A 21,640-nucleotide genomic window follows, 5' to 3' on the forward strand; every position below is an offset into this window, starting at 1 on the left:
TATCTAACATGAAGGTGTTTTTTATTGTGCTTATCTGAGCATTGTAAAGACTTTTACAATCCTGAAATACGAATAATCTTCGTCCTATTCTTCATTTTTCTTACGTTTGGCAAGAAAGGCGAGACCTGTTACAGTTGCCAAAGCACCAAATGCCATTGACAATGATGAGTTTTCCTCACCAGTCTTAGGAAGCGCTTGGCTACCACGTTTGTGCTTAGGATTTTTCACTTCAGAAGTTGATTCTGAGGCACTCAATGAGGCAGACACCGAAGCTGATTCAGATGCGCTTACAGATTCTGAGACAGAGACTGAAGCAGATGTGCTTGCGCTTTGCAACTCGTTCAATGACACAGACTCGCTTGTAGAAATCGAAGTACTTACTGAGGCTGATTGTGATTCACTCAATGAGACACTCAATGATGTTGAAATACTTGTTGAAGTACTTGTGCTTTCAGAGGCACTCAAGAATGCTGATGTAGAAGCTGACTCTGATACTGAAACGCTTGATGAAGCTGATTCTGAATGATTTACAATGTTTGAAATTGATTCAGAGATTGAAGTTGAAACAGAGATAGATTCTGAAGTTGAAATTGATTCTGAGACTGAGATGCTAGCTGAAGTTGATTCAGATACGCTTACTGATTCTGACGCTGAGACTGAAGCGGATGCGCTCGTTAATTCTGACGCTGAGACTGAAGCAGATGTGCTTGCTGATACAGACGCACTTGTTGATGCAGAAACGGAATTAGAGATTGATTGTGACACTGAAACTGAAGCGCTCAATGATGCCGACTCTGATTCGCTGACTGATTCTGACACTGAGGCTGAGACTGAAGCGGATGTGCTTACGGATTCTGATGCAGACACTGAAGCGGATGTGCTCACTGACGCTGAGACAGAAACTGATGTGCTTGCTGACTCATATGCAGAGACTGATGCAGAAACGCTTGATGATTCTGACACAGACACACTTGCACTTTGTGATTCACTCAACGATACAGACTCACTTGCAGAAATCGAAGCACTTACTGAGGCTGATTGTGATTCACTCAATGATGCTGACTCTGATACAGAAACTGATGCACTCGCTGACGCTGACACTGAAGCAGATACGCTTGATGATTCTGACGCTGATACAGAAACTGATGCGCTCGCTGACGCTGACTCAGATGCAGAAACTGATGTGCTTGCTGATTCTGATGCAGATGCTGAAACTGACTCAGATGCACTTGCTGATTCTGATGCAGAGACTGAAGCGGATGCGCTCGCTGACGCTGACGCAGATGCAGATGCACTTGTTGATTCTGACTCTGATACAGAAACTGTTGTGCTCGCTGACTCTGATGCACTTGCTGATTCTGAGGCGCTCGCTGACGCTGAAGCAGATGCTGAAGCAGATTCAGATGCGCTTACTGATTCTGAGACAGAGACTGAAGCGGATGTACTTGCTGATTCTGACGCAGAGACTGATGCAGATACGCTTGATGATTCTGACTCTGATACAGAAACTGATGTGCTCGTTGATTCTGATACAGAGACTGAAGCGGATGCACTCGCTGATTCCGATGCAGATGCCGAAGCGGATGCGCTTGATGAAGCTAACTCAGATACTGAAACGGATGTGCTGACTGACGCTGACTCAGAGGCTGAAGCTGATTCAGATGCGCTTACTGATTCTGAGACAGAGACTGAAACTGATGTGCTTGCTGACGCTGACTCAGAGGCTGAAGCTGACTCAGATGCACTTGCTGATTCTGATGCAGATGCCGATTCAGATGCACTTGTTGATTCTGACGCAGAGACTGAAGCGGATGCTGAAGCAGATTCAGATGCGCTTACTGATTCTGAGACAGAGACTGAAGCGGATGTACTTGCTGATGCTGAAGCAGATACAGAAACTGATATGCTTGCTGATTCTGATGCAGATGCTGAAGCTGACTCAGATTCACTTGTTGATGCAGACTCAGAATTCGAAACTGATTGTGATTCACTGATTGAAGCACTTACAGATGTACTTTCAGAATTAGATACTGATTGTGAGCCTGAAACAGATGCACTCAATGACGCCGATTCACTCAATGATACTGAGTTAGATGTTGAAATTGATTCACTAGCTGAAATGAAGCTTGAAGCCGAGTTCGAAATAGATTCAACAGTTGAAATGATTGCAGAAATTGAAGCACTGAAGGCTTGAGACTGGCTTTCAAATACAGAAGCACTCAAAGAGCTTGATGTACTCAATGATTCTGATTCAGAAGCCGAAACTGACGCACTTGTACTTCGAGATTCACTCAATGATGCTGACTCACTAGCTGAAACTGAATTCGATTCTGATTGCGAAACTGAGTTTGACTCGGATTGTGATGTCGACGTTGACTCGCTCTCTGAAGTCGAAACTGAATTTGATTCCAGCTGTGATGTGCTTACTGATGCACTTTCTGACGCAGAAACTGAATTTGACTCGGATTGTGAAGCTGACGTTGATTCACTTACTGAGGCTGATTCTGAATTTGAGGCAGATTGTGATTCTGATACTGATTCACTTACTGAGGCTGATTCTGAATTTGAGGCAGATTGTGACGCTGATGTTGACTCACTTTCTGAAGTAGAAACTGAGTTCGACTCGGATTGTGACTCACTAATTGATTCTCTGACTGAAGCTGACTCTGAATTAGAAACAGACTGTGATTCTGAAATTGATTCACTTTCTGAAGCGGATTCGGAGTTAGACACTGATTGTGATTCTGAGATTGACTCACTTACCGAAGCTGACTCTGAGTTTGATTCAGACTGTGATGTTGACGTTGATTCACTTTCTGAAGTCGAAACTGAGTTTGACTCGGATTGTGAAGCTGATGTTGATTCACTTTCTGAAGTCGAAACTGAGTTTGATTCGGATTGTGTCATTGATGTTGATTCACTCTCTGACGCTGATTCAGAGTTTGATACAGACTGTGATTCTGAGATAGATTCACTTACTGACGCTGACTCTGAAGTTGAAGCAGACTGTGATTCTGAAATTGAAGCACTTACTGACGCTGAAGTTGAGTTTGACCCTGATTGCGACTCAGAGATTGATTCGCTTACAGACGCGGATTCTGAAGTAGACAATGATTGTGATTCTGAAATCGACTCACTTGCAGATGCAGACTCGGAATTAGACAATGATTGTGATTCGCTTACTGATGCACTTTCTGAAGCGGATTCGGAGTTTGAAACGGATTGTGACTCAGATACTGAAGCACTCTCTGAAGCGGATTCAGAATTTGAGACAGATTGCGATTCTGAAACAGACACACTTACTGAGGCTGAAACTGAATTTGATACAGACTGTGATTCAGAAACTGACGCACTCTCTGAGGCTGATTCAGAATTAGACACTGATTGTGATTCGCTTACTGATGCACTTTCTGAAGCGGATTCGGAGTTTGAAATTGATTGCGATTCGCTTACTGATTCACTCTCTGATACTGACTCTGAGTTTGATACTGATTGCGACTCAGACACAGATGCACTCTCTGAAGCGGATTCGGAATTTGATACAGACTGTGATTCAGAAACTGACTCACTTTCTGAAGCGGATTCGGAATTTGATACAGATTGTGACTCTGAAATTGATTCACTTATTGAGGCTGATTCTGAGTTTGAGACTGATTGTGATGTTGATGTCGACTCGCTCTCTGAAGCTGACTCGGAATTAGACACTAACTGTGATTCTGAGATAGATTCACTTAATGACGCTGAAACTGAGTTTGATTCTGATTGTGACACTGACGTTGATTCACTCTCTGAGGTAGAAACTGAATTCGATTCGGATTGTGAAGCTGATGTTGATTCACTCTCTGAAGTTGAAACTGAATTCGACTCGGATTGTGACATTGATGTTGATTCACTCTCTGAAGTTGAAACTGAGTTTGATTCTGATTGTGACGCTGACGTTGATTCACTTACTGAGGCTGACTCTGAATTAGAAACAGACTGTGATTCTGAAATTGATTCACTCTCTGAAGTTGAAACTGAGTTTGATTCTGATTGTGACGCTGACGTTGATTCACTTTCTGAAGCTGAAACTGAATTCGATTCGGATTGTGAAGCTGACGTTGATTCACTCTCTGAAGTCGAAACTGAGTTTGACTCAGATTGTGACGCTGACGTTGACTCACTCTCTGAGGTAGAAACTGAATTTGATTCCAGCTGTGATGTGCTTACTGATGCACTTTCTGAAGCTGACTCTGAGTTTGAAACTGATTGTGACTCAGATACTGAAGCACTCTCTGAAGCGGATTCAGAATTTGATACAGATTGTGATTCTGAAATTGATTCACTTACTGAGGCTGACTCTGAATTTGAAACCGATTGTGACTCAGATACTGAAGCACTTTCTGAAGCTGACTCTGAGTTGGAAACAGACTGTGATTCAGACACTGACGCACTTACATAGGATGACTCAGAAGTTGATACTGATTGTGATGTCGACGTTGAGGCACTTTCTGAAGCTGAGACTGAATTTGACTCCAACTGTGATGTTGATGTTGACGCACTTACTGAGGCTGAAGTTGAGTTCGACTCAGACTGAGATGTTGAAGTTGAGGCACTTTCTGAAGTAGAAACTGAGTTTGACTCGGATTGTGATGCTGATGTCGACTCACTCTCTGAAGTCGAAACTGAATTCGATTCCAGCTGTGATGTGCTTACTGATGCACTTTCTGAAGCTGAAACTGAATTTGACTCGGATTGTGATGTTGACGTTGAGGCACTTTCTGAAACTGAGACTGAGTTTGACTCGGATTGTGATGCTGATGTTGATTCACTCTCTGAAGTCGAAACTGAGTTTGACTCAGATTGCGATGTTGATGTTGATTCGCTCTCAGAGGTAGAAACTGAGTTTGACTCGGATTGTGATGTCGACATTGACTCGCTCTCTGAAGTCGAAACTGAATTCGACTCGGATTGTGACGCTGATGTTGACTCACTTTCTGACGATGACTCGGAAGTTGAGGCAGATTGTGATTCTGAAATTGATTCACTTTCTGACGATGACTCGGAAGTTGAAACAGACTGTGATTCCGAAACTGATTCACTTACTGACGCTGATTCTGAATTTGAAACAGACTGTGATTCTGAAATTGATTCACTTTCTGACGATGACTCGGAAGTTGAAACAGACTGTGATTCCGAAACTGACTCACTCTCTGAAGTTGAAACGGAATTCGACTCTGATTGTGATTCGCTTACTGAAGCACTTTCTGACGATGACTCTGAGTTTGAAACCAATTGTGATGCTGAAATTGAGGCACTTACTGAGGCTGATTCGGAATTAGACACTGACTGTGATTCTGACACAGATTCACTCTCTGAAGTTGACTCTGAGTTTGAAACTGATTGTGATTCTGAAACTGATTCACTCTCTGAAGCTGACTCGGAAGTCGAGACTGATTGCGATTCAGACACTGATGCACTCGCTGAGGCTGATTCGGAAGTTGAAACAGACTGTGACTCTGAAACAGACGCACTCGTTGAAGCTGACTCACTTTGTGAGACACTAGTCTTCAAAGACTCACTCAAGGAACTTGAAACACTTGCTGATTTCTCAACACTCAAAGATGCACTCGTTGAAGCTGACTCACTTTGTGAGACACTCATCTTCAAGGACTCACTCAAGGAACTTGAAACACTTGCTGATTTCTCAACACTCAAAGACGCACTCGTTGAAGCTGACTCACTTTGTGAGACACTCGTCTTCAAGGACTCACTTAATGAGCTTGAAACACTTGCTGATTTCACGGCACTCAAAGATGTGCTTGTTGAGGCTGATTGACTTTGTGAGACGCTTGTCTTCAAGGATTCACTCAAAGAACTTGAAACGCTCTCCGATTTCACGACACTCAAAGATGTACTTGTTGAGGCTGATTGACTTTGTGAGACGCTTGTCTTCAAGGATTCACTCAAAGAACCTGAAACGCTCTCCGATTTCACGGCACTCAAAGATGTACTTGTTGAGGCTGACTCACTTTGTGAGACACTAGTCTTCAAGGACTCACTTAATGAACTTGAAACTCTCTCCGATTTCACGGCACTCAAAGATGTGCTTGTTGAAGCTGACTCACTTTGCGAAACGCTTGTCTTCAAGGACTCACTTAATGAGCTTGAAACACTAGCTGATTTCACGGCACTCAAAGAAGCACTCGCTGAGGCTGATTGACTTTGTGATTTTGAAACACTCTGTTGTGCTGATAAACTCAAGGAACTTGAAACACTTGCTGATTTCTCAACACTCAAAGAAGCACTCGCTGAGGCTGACTGACTTTGTGATTTTGAAACACTCTGTTGTGCTGATAAACTCAAGGAACTTGAGACACTTTTTGAAGCAACCGTGCTCAATGAAAGGCTGGTCGATGCAGACTGCTTAGTGGACTCACTTCGACTTTGAGAAATCGATTCCTGCTTAGACTGACTGGCACTTTGCGACACTGACTGGCTGTGATCACTATCCGACAATTTCACCGTCACAACATTCGTCGTACTGTCTTTATAAGTAATCGTTACCGTACCATCACTATTAACCGTATAAGACTTAATACGGTTGGCAGCCTCTGGATTCAAGGCCGACACAGCCGCAATAATCTTGCTTTTATCTGCATCTGTTAAGGCAGTCAGGCTGGTCACCTGAATAGTGCTTGTCGGTGCCACACCCGGCGTACGATTTGCTAAGCGTCCCTGAGTAATACGAATCTCACCCAAGCCATTTGGACGGTTCATATTTGACGCATTGTCAATAGCAGCAACATTACGTTGCCATGTGTTTCGGAAAGAATGATAAAGGTCATCCTTCAAATGAATGGTCGTAGTAATGGTTGCAGGATTATCAGTCGTTGCTGTAATATCTCCCGTAATCGGTGCAATATTACCTGTTCCATACTGGCTACTACCAAAGAAATTGCCGTTCAAGGCATTGTCATTCAAATCGGCTCTTGCAACGACTTTCATTTCTTTAAGCTTGCCACTGTCATCTGTTGCCGTGAAAGTCACAACAGCATCATCACCAGCATAGAGGGTATAGTTTTTCCCACCGCCTTCGAGAGGCGTTGACTTAGGTTCCACACCATCTACAGTCAACTTGGCCGTCACTTCAGGACGCGTTCCGTCCGTTACAGCCACGGAATTGCTAGCATCTGAATACACCGCATAATCACCATACATGATGCGAGCTTTGGCTGTTACACCACCCGTTTGTAACTTAACTGTCGGCGTCACAATCGCTTGACCCGAAGCATCTGCCACAGCTGTTCCCACTTCGTCGTCATTATTGTATAGAACGACTGTAGAACCTGGCTCAGCTCCCGTTACCGTTACAGGCGTCTGTGTGTAAGCCTTGTCCAATAATCTCGTTTCAACGGTTGGTGCTGCTAGTCGTTTCACTGGAGCCGTCACATCATTTGTGGTGTTATCTTTATAAGTAATGGTTACCACACCAGATGATGAAACCGAATAAGATTTAAAGTCCTTTGAAGTGGCAATATTTGGGTTAGCAGTCTTAAACGCTTCCCAAACCTTATCTTTTTCAGCCTGAGCGAGACTACTTGTGTCATTGACAAAAGTACTCGTTGTCACTACCGTAATCGGATTACGAATACCATCATTTTGCGGCAAAACTTGGATACGCAAAGAGCGTGTCACTGTTTGATTTGCATTATTGGCAACCACAAAAGAAAGAGTATAAATTTTCCCAGGCGTCACGACTTCTGTCTGGCCCACAGTTCCCATGATATTAAAGGCCACTGAGCTATTTCTCAAGGCAGAGGTCTGGGGAACAAAGATACCATTGACTCGATCACTAGTAGAGGTGTAACCAATGCTTCGAAGACCAAATTGTGTAGGATTTGTTTCAACAACATTATAAGCCTGATTGATGTAGTCAGAGTTATAAGCAGAAATCAGGGCATTGTTAGGGCCTAAGTTATAATAAGGAACTCTCAGATTATTATTAGCATCAATGTTGGAACCATTACGAGGATCACGCTGGCCAGATGTCGCACGAAGAACCGCATTGGCAAGACTATTTCTCGCTTGACTAGCCTGAGCAATCGTAGGCGTCACATCACTGTCACGATCAGCCAGGCTGACACGAATGGCATCCAGGGCTTTATCTCCCTTGAGAATAGCAGCATCCGTATTTGGCAAATCGACAGCTTGAGCTTTATAGGTATAAATGTCTAAGGCTAAATCTTTGAGTCGCTTTTCTTGTTCTAAACGCTCAGCATCTGCCACAACTGAGGCAGCTAGCAGACCAGTCGCCGTATCTGACAATTGGCGATTCGTTTGAACTTCGGATGTCAAGGAAGCGTTTAACAAGGTTGACTCCGAGCTGACAAGAGTCATCCCCACTTTAGAGTCGCTACTGCTATCACTCTTGCTAACTGACTGAACAGAGGCACTTGCGCTATGCTCTGAAGTTTTTCCAAGCTCACTCTCAGACTGACTGTGAGCAGAAGAATCCGTCTGACTTACTGATTCCGATTTAGAAGCTAATGAAGCTGACAATGAAACTGAAAGCGAGGCACTCAATGACAAGGATGTCGATTTAGAAGCTAATTCAGAAGCAGACACCGATTGGCTGAGTGATAAAGACTCACTCAAAGAAGCCTCCGAAGTCTGTCTTGACACAGTTTCAGATGACGCTTGACTATTTACTTGGCTATCTTGAACACTGGACACAGACTCCGTGTTTCCAAGAATAACGGAATCAGATGCAGCTAAGAGATCAGTCTTAGCTCCTGCTTCACTTTCCAAAATCGGCTGATCAGTCATTTCATCCGCATGAGCCACATGAGTCGCAACAGAGCCACCAAGCAAGGCCCCAGTTGCAAGCACTCCCTTAAGCACTGTCTGACCTGAAAAAGCAGGTGCATCCACCTCTACCTGCTGGGAAGCAACAGACGGTGTATCCACACCCCCTCTAAGCACCTTGAAAAGACCAAAATTCGACGTCGCCGCACGAAGCCAGTGCTTCCCTGACTTAACCAATTTAAAGCGTGTCACACGATCGGTTTCACGATATTGACCTTCATTCCTTCTAAAAAACATATATACTCCATTTATATTTTGATTAAAACACTCCTTTCAATTTTATCATAAAATTAAGCAAAAAATCTCATTTCAAGATTGCTTTCTAGCGATTAATCCTTTCTTTCATTTCCCCAGAAATACGATAATAATGGTAACACTAAGACTTATTAAAACTATTTGTATTTTTAGAATATCAAACTAAAAAATCCCCTACCAATTAGGAAATCACTCTAATCGATAGGGGATATTTGATTGTCTAGCTAGAAGCTAATGATTAAACTTACTAAAGCTTAGAAGTCTTCACTTTCTTCTTCATCTTTCTTACGTTTGGCAAGAAATCCAAGACCAGTTGCAGTTGCCAAAGCACCCAAGGCCATACCTAATGATGAGTTTTCCTCACCAGTCTTAGGAAGCGCTTGACTACCACGTTTGTGCTTAGGATCCTTCACTTCAGAAGTTGATTCTGATGCACTCATTGAGGCTGACACTGAAGCACTTGTTGATGCAGAGGCTGAAAGACTTGCTGATGTACTCAATGACGTTGAGATACTTGTTGAAGCACTTGTGCTTTCAGAGGCACTCAAGAATGCTGATGTAGATGCTGACTCTGATTCTGAAACGCTTGATGAAGCGGATTCTGAATGATTTACAATGTTTGAAAGTGATTCAGAGATTGAAGTTGAAACAGAGATAGATTCTGAAGTTGAAACTGACTCAGATGCACTTACTGATTCTGATACAGATTCTGATACAGATTCTGACTCAGATGCGCTTGATGATTCTGACGCAGAGACTGAAGCGGATGTGCTTGCTGACGCTGAGGCACTTGCTGAAGCTGATTCTGACGCAGAGGCTGACTCAGATGCGCTTGATGATTCTGATGCAGATACTGAAGCGGATGTGCTTGCTGATTCTGATGCAGAGGCTGAAGCTGACACACTTGCTGACTCAGAGGTAGAGACTGAAGCCGATGTGCTTGCTGACTCTGATGCAGATGCTGAAGCGGATGCGCTTGATGATTCTGACGCAGAGGCTGACTCAGAGGCGCTTGCTGATTCTGATGCAGATACTGAAGCTGATGTGCTTGCTGATTCTGATGCAGATGCTGAAGCGCTTGCTGATTCTGACGCAGAGGCTGACGCAGAGGCACTTGATGATTCTGATGCAGATACTGAAGCTGAGGCGCTTGCTGATTCTGAGGCAGAGACTGAAGCCGATGTGCTTGCTGATTCTGACGCAGAGACTGAAGCGGATGCGCTTACTGACGCTGAAGCTGAGGCGCTTGCTGACTCAGATGCAGAGACTGATGCAGATGTGCTTGCTGATTCTGATGCAGAGGCTGACTCAGAGGCACTTGCTGATTCTGAGGCACTTGCTGAAGCTGAGGCGCTTGCTGATTCTGACGCAGAGACTGAAGCGGATGTGCTTGCTGATGCTGACTCAGAGGCACTTGCTGATTCTGACGCAGAGACTGATGCAGATGTGCTTGCTGATTCTGAGGCACTTGCTGAAGCTGAGGCGCTTGCTGACTCAGATGCAGAGACTGATGCAGATGTGCTTACTGAGACTGACGCAGATACTGAGTTTGAAACAGACTGTGATTCTGAGATTGAAGCACTTGTTGATGCAGACTCTGAATTTGAAACTGATTGTGATTCACTGATTGAAGCACTTACAGATGTACTTTCAGAATTAGATACTGATTGTGAGCCTGAAACAGATGCACTCAATGACGCCGATTCACTCAATGATACTGAGTTAGATGTTGAAATTGATTCACTAGCTGAAATGAAGCTTGAAGCCGAGTTCGAAATAGATTCAACAGTTGAAATGATTGCAGAAATTGAAGCACTGAAGGCTTGAGACTGGCTTTCAAATACAGAAGCACTCAAAGAGCTTGATGTACTCAATGATTCTGATTCAGAAGCCGAAACTGACGCACTTGTACTTCGAGATTCACTCAATGATGCTGACTCACTAGCTGAAACTGAATTCGATTCTGATTGCGAAACTGAGTTTGACTCGGATTGTGATGTCGACGTTGACTCGCTCTCTGAGGCTGACTCTGAGTTAGATACTGATTGTGATTCTGAAATTGATTCACTTACTGACGCTGACTCTGAGTTTGAAGCAGACTGTGATTCAGAAACTGATGCACTCTCTGACGCTGATTCTGAGTTTGATACAGACTGTGATTCTGAGACAGACGCACTTGTTGATGCTGACTCTGAGTTTGAAGCAGACTGTGATTCTGAAACTGATGCACTCTCTGACGCTGACTCGGAGTTTGAAGCAGACTGTGATTCTGAAACTGACGCACTTTCTGATGCTGACTCTGAATTAGATACAGATTGCGATTCTGATACAGAAGCACTTTCTGATGCTGATTCAGAATTAGACACTGATTGTGATTCGCTTACTGATGCACTTACTGATGCTGACTCTGAATTAGATACAGATTGCGATTCTGATACAGAAGCACTTTCTGAGGCTGATTCAGAATTAGACACTGATTGTGATTCGCTTACTGATGCACTTACTGATGCTGATTCTGAGTTTGAGACAGACTGTGATTCTGAAATAGATTCACTTACTGACGCTGATTCTGAATTTGATACAGACTGTGATTCTGAAACTGATGCACTTTCTGACGCTGACTCTGAATTAGACACTGATTGTGATTCACTTACTGACGCACTTTCTGAGGCTGATTCGGAGTTTGATACAGACTGTGATTCACTTACTGATGCACTCTCTGACGCTGATTCTGAGTTTGAGACAGACTGTGATTCTGAAACTGATGCACTTTCTGAGGCTGATTCGGAGTTTGACACTGATTGTGATTCTGAAACTGATGCACTCTCTGATGCTGACTCGGAATTAGACACTGATTGTGATTCTGAAACTGATGCACTTTCTGAAGCTGAAACTGAGTTTGATTCGGATTGTGAAGCTGACGTCGATTCACTTTCTGAAGTTGAAACTGAGTTTGACTCGGATTGTGATGCTGATGTTGATTCACTTTCTGAAGCTGAAACTGAATTCGATTCGGATTGTGAAGCTGACGTTGACTCACTCTCTGAGGTAGAAACTGAATTTGACTCGGATTGTGATGTCGACGTTGATTCACTCTCTGAAGTTGAAACTGAGTTTGACTCGGATTGCGATGCTGACGTTGATTCACTTTCTGAAGTTGAAACTGAGTTTGACTCGGATTGTGACGCTGATGTTGATTCACTTTCTGAAGTAGAAACTGAGTTTGACTCGGATTGTGATGTCGACGTTGATTCGCTCTCAGAGGTAGAAACTGAGTTTGATTCGGATTGTGACGCTGACGTTGACTCACTCTCTGAGGTTGAAACTGAATTTGATTCGGATTGTGATGCTGACGTTGATTCACTCACTAAAGTAGAAACTGAGTTTGACTCGGATTGTGATGTGCTTACTGATGCACTTTCTGAAGTAGAAACTGAGTTTGACTCGGATTGTGACGCTGACGTTGATTCACTCACTAAAGTAGAAACTGAGTTTGATTCGGATTGTGACGCTGATGTTGATTCACTTTCTGAAGTAGAAACTGAGTTTGACTCGGATTGTGATGCTGATGTTGATTCACTCACTAAAGTAGAAACTGAGTTTGATTCGGATTGTGAAGCTGATGTTGATTCACTCTCTGAAGCTGACTCGTAATTTGAGATTGATTGAGAAATCGATGTTGATGCACTTTCAGATGCTGAAGTTGAGTTCGATTCAGACTGTGATGTTGACGTTGACGCACTTTCTGAGGCTGAAGTTGAGTTCGATTCAGACTGAGATGTTGAAGTTGATGCACTTTCTGAGGCTGAAGTTGAGTTCGACTCAGACTGAGATGTTGAAGTTGATGCACTTTCTGAAGCTGAGACTGAATTTGACTCTAACTGTGATGCGCTCACTGATGCACTTGTTGAGGCACTTTCAAAAAGACTTTCTGAAACACTCTCTGAAAGGGATGCTGATGCTTCCTCTGATTGAGAAAGAGAAGATGAGACAACCTCTGACTCAGATGCTGAAACTGATGCAGATTCTACCTTACTTGTTGATACAGATTGAGACTCTACTGTTGAAGTACTTTCTACGATGCTTTGAGATGTACTTAAAGATGCACTCGTTGTATCAGCTTCAGATTCAGACTCGATAACCTGACTACCATTAAAGAAGTTAACGGCAATCGTATCTGTCTTACCTGCATAAGGTGAGAATGTGAAGGATGTATCATCACCAGTGATTTTAGCAGTCCAAGTTGTTGTCAGACCATAGCTTTGTTTAGCCTGATAACCATTCATTTGGAAACCATTTGACCAAGTGAGACCATTTCCTTGAGTTGTTACTGGTGTTGTATTAGCCTTAGGATTTGCAATTTGGTTACCATTTTTATCTGTAATATAAGACGTTACAGTTGTTGGAGGAGTAAGTCCCTTACCTAAAGTAAACATCGTTTGTGTTGATGTTCCTGTATTATAGATAGAATATCCAGGACTCATCTTCGAAATGTTTCCAAGGGTTGATGTTGCAGGATTTACATATGTAACAGTGTAGACAAAATTCAGATTTGTCCCGTCATTTGTCACTTTCAATGTATAGTAAATTGGAACATTATAGTTTGAGTCTGTTCCAGTTCCTGTATAAACCTTAGTCTCACCAGTCGCAAGGTTAAGGTTTGAAGTGATAGCTGGAGTGCCATTCACTGTAGAGTTGCCATTGAAACCAGCATTTGTAAGCTTGGTCATCATGTTATCGACGGCATTACCAAGACGCTCACGCTGTTCTGCGTAAGCTGCGTTTGTTGCTGATGCCGCGATCAATGTTGTTGACTTAGTGACTTCTTCTTGAACTGTTGTAATAGCAGTTTGGATTTCAGCCTTGGCCGCTGTGTCTGTTAATTTTGCTTGATAGTTTTTAGCAATATTAACGAGCAATTCCGCTTCTGAAACGTTTTGATCCAAGATAGTTTTTTCATCCTCTTGGCTTGCAGTTTCTGAAGCAACTGAACTTGTAGAAGTTGCTGAATCAGAAGCTGATTCTGAGTTTGAACCACTTGTGCTTTCAGTTTCTGACTGGCTATCAGAAGTTGAGTACTCCTTGCTGAGTGATGCAGATTCAGAGATAGCTTGTGACAATTCAGCAGAAATGGATTGAGAAACAGATTGTGATACTGAAACTGATGCTTCTGTGCTTGCTTGAGCATCTACTGATGAGCTTGTAGACTCTTGACTAGTTGATGCTACTGCTGAAGCTTCAGAAACTGGTGCCACACTCAATACAACTGACTCAGAGTTGACCGCCACATCCTGATTAGCAGTTACTTGGCTTTCCAAAGCTGGAGTTGTCGTTTCTTCCGCTTGGGCTGTATAAGTTGCCACTGCACCTCCAGCCACTGCACCCGCTGCTGCAATCCCTTTAAGGAGAGCTTGCCCTGATAGAAGCGGTGTTTTCTCTTCAACACTTTGTGCTGAAACTGATGGTGCGTCTGCCCCACCTTTAACGACCTTGAAAAGTCCAAAGTTAGATGTCGCAGCACGAAGCCATTGCTTACCTGATTTAATCAATTTAAAACGAGTCACGCGATCAGTTTCGCGATATTCCCCTTCGTTCCTTCTAAAAAACATATCTACTCCATTCTTGTTTTATGAATTAAAACTCACCGATAAATTTTATCATAAAATTCTTGTAAGTTCTAATATAAACTATTATTTCCCTCAAAAACGATTGCAAACGCTTTATGCTGTATAAATATTGAAAATGCTTGTTTCATAGCATTTTCACCCATCTTACATTTTACAAAACAAAACTTAAAGTTGTCTTAAAATTCAAAGTATACTTCTTCCACATCTAAGATTTTAGCTTACTAAACTAAGCCTTTACTCTCTAATACTAAGCCTAAATGAGACTTAGACTAACATTTAAGACACCCTCTCTCATTTTCAAACACGACAAAAAGACACATCCCATATCGGAATGTGTCTTTTTTAGAACGAAGCTAATCGGCTTATTCTTACTTAAGAGTAGTTAGTTTTTATTAGGACTAGTCACTCATAAGTTTTAGGGGTAAGTCGAAGGAATATTATTCCTCAGTTTTTTTGCGTTTTGCCGCAAGAGCCAATCCAGATGCAGTTGCAAGCAATCCAAGAGCTGCTGTAGCTGCTACATTAGACTCTTCACCAGTGTTTGGCAATTGTGCCATTTCTTGTGCAGGTTTAACTGGAGTAGCTTTAGCTGGAGCTTTAGGAGCTGGATCAACTGGTTTACCTGGAGTTGGTTGTTCAGGTTTACCTGGAGTTGGTGTTACTGGTTTTTCTGGAGTTGTATCAACAAGTTTGTAAACGTAAGTTACGTTCTTATCACCTTCGATAACTTTACCAGTTACTGGGTCAGTTGTAGTCAAGTGACCATCACCGTCTACAGAACCTACTGGGTAGTTACCTTGTGGTACCAATTCGTAAACTTTACCATCAGCAGTAACAATTGTCTTAGGACGGTTATCAATTACTGTATCGTAATCTTTACCTACTGGTTGACCAAATTCATCTGTTACAGATTGTTTGATAGTGTTACCATTTTCATCTACATAGTGAACGTAAACATTACCCTTAGGTTGTGCTGGTTGTTCTTTAAGTTTGTAGATGTAAGTAACATCTTTACGTCCTTCGATAACTTTACCTGTTGTAGCGTCTGATGACTCAAGGTGACCTTGTCCATCAACTTTACCTACAGTGTAGTTACCTGCTGGTACCAATTCGTAAACTTTACCATCAGTTGTTGTGATAGTCTTAGGACGATTGTCTACTACTGTATCGTAGTCTTTATCGACTGGTTGATCTTTTTCATCAACAACTGAAGTCTTGATTGTGTTACCTTCAGTATCTTTATAGTGAACGTAAACGTCACCCTTCACTTCTTTGTAGACGTAAGTGATGATTGAACGTGGTTTATCAACTTTACCTTTAATTGGGTCAGATGATTCAAGGTGTCCATCGCCATCAACTTTACCTACTGGGTAGTCACCTTTCGGTACGATCTTGTATGTCTTACCGTCTGGAGTCTTGATTGTCTTAGGTTTTTCACCTTCCTCAGTTGTGTTATATGGAGTATCATATGGTGAGTTTGGTGTGTCTTGACGAGGTTTCTTGATTTCTTTACCTTTTTCGTCTACGTAAGTGATGATTACGTCACCTTCTTTAGGTTTCGTTGGATCTTCTTTAAGTTTGTAGACGTAAGTTACGTTCTTGTCACCTTCGATAACTTTACCTGTTGTAGCGTCATCACCTGTCCAATGACCTTGTTCGTCGACTTGACCTACTTTGTAGTTACCTGCTGGTACCAATTCGTATGTCTTACCTTGGAATTCGATTTCTTTTGGACGGTTATCTACAACTGTATCGTAGTCTTTACCTACTGGTTGATCTTTTTCATCTGTTACAGATGCTTTGATTGTGTTACCTTCAGTGTCTACGTAGTGAACATATACATTACCCTTAGGTTGTACTGGTTGTTCTTTAAGTTGGTAAACGTAAGTTACATTCTTATCGCCTTCGATAACTTTACCTGTTGTAGCGTCATCACCTGTCCAGTGACCTTGTTCGTCGACTTGACCTACTTTGTAGTTACCTGCTGGTACCAATTCGTATGTCTTACCTTCGAATTCGATTTCTTTTGGACGGTTATCTACAACTGTATCGTAGTCTTTACCTACTGGTTGTGCCAATTCATCTGTTACAGATGCTTTAATTGTCTTACCTTCAGTGTCTACATAGTGAACATATACATTACCCTTAGGTTGTGCTGGTTGTTCTTTAAGTTTGTAGACGTAAGTTACGTTCTTGTCGCCTTCGATAACTTTACCTGTTGTAGCGTCATCACCTGTCCAGTGACCTTGTTCGTCGACTTGACCTACTTTGTAGTTACCTGCTGGTACCAATTCGTATGTCTTACCTTCGAATTCGATTTCTTGTGGACGGTTATCTACAACTGTATCGTAGTCTTTATCAACTGGTTGGTCTTTTTCATCTGTTACAGATGCTTTGATTGTCTTACCTTCAGTGTCTACATAGTGAACGTAAACATTACCTTTCACTTCTTTATAAACGTAAGTGATTGTTGATTTAGGTTTATCAACTTTACCTTTAATTGGATCAGATGATTCAAGGTGTCCATCGCCGTCAACTTTACCTACTGGGTAGTCACCTTTTGGTACGATCTTGTATGTCTTACCATCAGGAGTCTTGATTGTGTTAGGTTTTTCACCTTCCTCAGTTGTGTTATATGGAGTGTCATATGGTGAGTTTGGTGTGTCTTGACGTGGTTTTTGGATTTCTTTACCATCATTCTCACGGATGTAAGTAATGATTACTTCACCAACTTTAGGAGTTTCACTTTCAGACATTGATTCAGAAATTGAAGCTGATGTAGATTCTGAGCTTGAAAGTGATTCTGAAACTGAAGTTGAAGTTGATGTAGATTCTGAAAGGCTAGCAGATGCTGAGTAAGATTCAGAAGCTGATACTGATTCAGATACAGAAGTTGATTCTGAAGAGCTTGCTGATTCTGATGCAGATGCTGACTCAGATGCACTTGCTGATTCTGATGCAGATGCTGACTCAGATGCGCTTGCTGATTCTGATGCAGATGCTGAAGCTGATGTGCTTGCTGATTCTGATGCAGACGCTGACTCAGATGTGCTTGCTGATTCTGATGCAGATGCTGACTCAGATGCACTTGCTGATTCTGAATCACTCAATGAAGCTGACTCAGATGTAGATGCTGACTCAGAAGAAGATGTTGATTCAGATTCTGAGTTATTTGTAACAATTGAAGTTGACTCAGAGAGTGAAAGTGAAACTGAGATAGATTCTGAAGTTGAAACTGACTCAGATGCACTTGTTGATTCTGAAGCAGATGCTGACTCAGATGCACTTGCTGATTCTGATGCAGATGCTGACTCAGATGCACTTGCTGATTCTGATGCAGATACTGAAGCTGATGTGCTTGCTGATTCTGATGCAGATACTGAAGCTGATGCGCTTGCTGATTCTGATGCAGATGCTGAAGCTGACTCAGATGCACTTGCTGATTCTGATGCAGATGCAGATTCAGACGCACTTGCTGATTCTGATGCAGATGTTGATGCTGACTCAGATGCAGATTCAGACGCACTTGCTGATTCTGATGCAGATGTTGATGCTGATTCAGATGCTGACGCTGAAGCTGATTCTTGTGCAGATGTTGATGATGACTCAGATGCAGATGCTGAAGCTGAGTCTTGAGCTGATGTAGAAGCTGATTCTGATTGTGATTCAGATACACTTGCTGATGTAACTTCTGATTGGCTCAATGATGCAGATGCAGATTCAGAACGAGATTGCGATTCTGATGTAGTATCAGATACAGATTCTGATTGACTTGCAGAAGCTGATTGTGATACAGACTGTGATTTAGATACTACTTCAGACTCTGATTGTGACTTAGACACAGCCTGTGATTGTGATACAGATTGTGATTTAGACACTACTTCTGATTCTGATTGTGATACAGATTGTGACTTAGACACTACTTCTGATTCTGATACAGATTGTGACTTAGATGTTACTTCTGATTCAGATTGTGACACTGATTGTGACTTAGAAACAGCCTCTGATTGTGATACAGATTGTGACTTAGACACTACTTCTGATTCTGATGAAGATTGTGATTTAGACACTACTTCTGACTCGGATTGCGAGTTTGAAGCAGAGTTTGAGAATGATTGTGATTGAGATGCAGACTCAGAATCACCCATTTTCTCAAAGTAATAGTTCACATCAGTTGATGGTTTAATCGCAGTAGGAATTGAGTAGTTGTTTGAGAATGAAGAGTAACCTTTCAACTCTGTATAAGTAATGCTTCCATCTGGTTGAGTTACCTTAGATTTTGCAACAATATCAGCATTACGTCCAGCAATCAAGTTCCAAGCGTTATTTCCCTTACCAGATGGTGTCAATGAAGGATCTGGTGCATCCGTAAATGGTTTTGCAAATCCTTCAGCAACCTTGGTTTCATCGTGTACGAGGTATACTTTCTCTGTTGTAGACTGCCAACCAGTAATGACAAGTGATTTGCTTCCAGCAGTTTCGTTAACATCAATATAGTAGTCACCATTTTTGCTGTTTACTCTTGTAACTTTAGTCTCATCAGCTTTCCACTCTTCACCAGCTTTATTTACTTTACTAGTGTAGAGGAGTGTGTATTTAGATACGTCTTCTGTACCTACATCACTTGCGCTAAAGTTGCCTACTTGAGATGGATCAAGGGCATAGAATTTCGTTACAGTCGAACCATTTGTATCCACGATTTCAGAAATACGTTTCACATAATAGTGGTTGGCTCCACCTTGAAGTTCGACCAGTTTTTGACCGATAACACCCTTACCAAGGATACCAGATGTTTTTTGAGTAGAATCTGTTGTAGCAGCTACATGCTTGTAACCAGGGATATCACGGTTGTTTGAAGCTGTAAATTGTTGTCCTGCAAGACCCGTTTGTGTGTAGCTTGCAAGATCTGTTTCATTTCCAGTAGGCTTGTATAGTTGACCTGGAGTAGAGTTACCTTGGATAAGCTTATAGTGAGTTGTTTGATCAACTGTTGCATAAGGAACAGAAGTTTGAACGTTTGGCTTGTCTTCGTTTTCATTACCTGGGTAGTTTGTATCACGAATTTGAAGTGTTTCATACTCAAGGTTCGCATTTACCAATGAGAAGGTAACGTTTCCTGGATCAGTGCCGTTAGCACCTTTATAAGTCAAAGTGTTGGTTACATCAGAGTTGTTGTTGGTGATGTAGCTTGGAAGTGAGATATTGCTTTCTCCCGCTTTGATTGTACGAGTGTAAACTTCTGAACCATCAGACTTCTTAACGATACGCAAGTAAACATCTGGGTTAGCTGAAAGGCTACCAGTGATTGCTGAACGGTCTACTGAAAGAGTAGCATAGTAATCAAAGTTTGTTTTAGCCCCAGTAGTGTGGTTTGTCTTAAGGAATTGCCATACACCGAAAGTGAAACGATCAGCGTTTGGATCCAAAGCATAGCCAGACTTATTAAAGGCTGTATCTTCGATTGTTGCACCGTTCGCATCTGTAATAACTGGAATTGTCGTTCCATTAGTACTTGTTGAGATTGGTGACAACTGTGCAGTAACTGCTGCAACACCGTTAACTACTGAATTACCTGTGAAGCCGTTGTCAGTGATCTTAGTCATCATGTTGTCAACAGCGTTACCAAGGCGCTCACGTTGCTCTGCGTAAGCAGCGTTTGTTGCTGATGCAGCAAGCAATGTAGTTGATTTAGCAACTTCTTCTTGAACTGTTGCGATAGCAGTTTGGATTTCAGCTTTAGCAGCTGTATCAGTCAACTTAGCTTGGTAATCTTTAGCGATACCTACAAGCAATTCTGCTTCTGAAACGTTTTGATCCAAGATAGTTTTTTCATCTTCTTGAGTAGCTGTTTCTGATGCAGTTGCAGCTGTTGAAGTTGCTGATTCTGAAGCTGAAGATGATTCTGAGTTTGAACCACTGTTGCTTTCAGTGTGTGATTGGCTTTCAGATGTTGAGTTCACTTTGCTAAGTGATACAGATTCTGAGATAGCTTGTGACAATTCTGCTGATACAGATTGTGATACTGAAACTGAAGCATCTGTGCTTGCTTGAGCGTCAACTGAAGAGCTTGTAGACTCTTGGATTGTTGATGCTACTGCTGGAGCTTCTGAAGCTACTGTTTCAGATACTGGAGCAGCGCTCAATACAGCCGCCTCAGAGTTTGCCAATACGTCATGGTTTGTAGTTGCTTGGCTTTCCAAAGCTGGTGCAGTTGTTTCTTCGGCTTGAGCAGTGTAAGTTGCTACTGCTCCACCTGCCACAGCACCTGCTGCTGCAATCCCTTTAAGAAGAGCTGTACCTGAAAGAAGAGAAGATTTTTCTTCTACATTTTGAACTGTTACTGACGGAGCATCTGCGCCACCTTTAACAACTTTAAAAAGTCCAAAGTTAGATGTTGCAGCACGAAGCCAGTTTTTACCCGATTTGATAAGTTTGAAGCGAGTCACGCGATCAGTTTCGCGGAATTCACCTTCGTTACGTCTAAAAAACATATTTACCTCCTAAAAAATATGAGTTATTTCCTAATCTGGAAATTACAATTTATAATATAACACAAGTTAACTAAAAATTGTTCTTTTTTATCTCATTTTCTCTAAAAAATGTAAGGTTTTCGCAATTCTGAATTTTCTGATTACTATAAACAATTACCCTTATCTTTATGTGCAAACGGTTGAAACCCTCTATTTTATGCTATTTGTTTCTATTATTCTCATTTTTAAGCTGACTATCGTTCGGTTTAAAATTATCCAACAATTCCATTTTTGATAAATTGTCACACAATTACAATCAATTATTTTAGGAGAATTCTTTACATCTGTTAGGCTTTTATTGACTATTTTTTAACATTAACCCTAATTAGAGACAGATCTTCCTTAAATCCTTAAGTCTAAAGTGAAAATGATTTGAATAAT

At 41.9% G+C, this 21,640-nt stretch carries 3 protein-coding genes; all 3 read right to left on the bottom strand.

All coding sequences use genetic code 11. The features are described 5' to 3' along the window. Positions 1-84: 84 nt before the first annotated feature. Complete coding sequence (locus H7U04_RS07695; RefSeq protein WP_201059587.1) at positions 85-9,084, bottom strand: accessory Sec-dependent serine-rich glycoprotein adhesin; 9,000 nt, start codon at positions 9,082-9,084, stop codon at positions 85-87. A gap of 272 nt (positions 9,085-9,356) precedes the next feature. Next, positions 9,357-14,711, bottom strand: coding sequence for an accessory Sec-dependent serine-rich glycoprotein adhesin (locus H7U04_RS07700; protein ID WP_201059589.1), 5,355 nt, complete (start codon positions 14,709-14,711; stop codon positions 9,357-9,359). 455 nt (positions 14,712-15,166) lie between these two features. Further along, positions 15,167-21,220, bottom strand: coding sequence for an accessory Sec-dependent serine-rich glycoprotein adhesin (locus H7U04_RS07705; RefSeq protein WP_201059597.1), 6,054 nt, complete (start codon positions 21,218-21,220; stop codon positions 15,167-15,169). Positions 21,221-21,640: the final 420 nt, after the last annotated feature.

Origin of the sequence: Streptococcus sp. 22.1, from assembly GCF_016648645.1 — a bacterium.
Classification (GTDB): Bacteria; Bacillota; Bacilli; order Lactobacillales; family Streptococcaceae; genus Streptococcus.

What these genes read in the sequence shown, in the direction of transcription:
- H7U04_RS07695 (WP_201059587.1), bottom strand. Translation starts at nt 9,084, where the DNA reads ATGTTTTTTAGAAGGAATGAAGGTCAATATCGTGAAACCGATCGTGTG.
- H7U04_RS07700 (WP_201059589.1), bottom strand. Translation starts at nt 14,711, where the DNA reads ATGTTTTTTAGAAGGAACGAAGGGGAATATCGCGAAACTGATCGCGTG.
- H7U04_RS07705 (WP_201059597.1), bottom strand. Translation starts at nt 21,220, where the DNA reads ATGTTTTTTAGACGTAACGAAGGTGAATTCCGCGAAACTGATCGCGTG.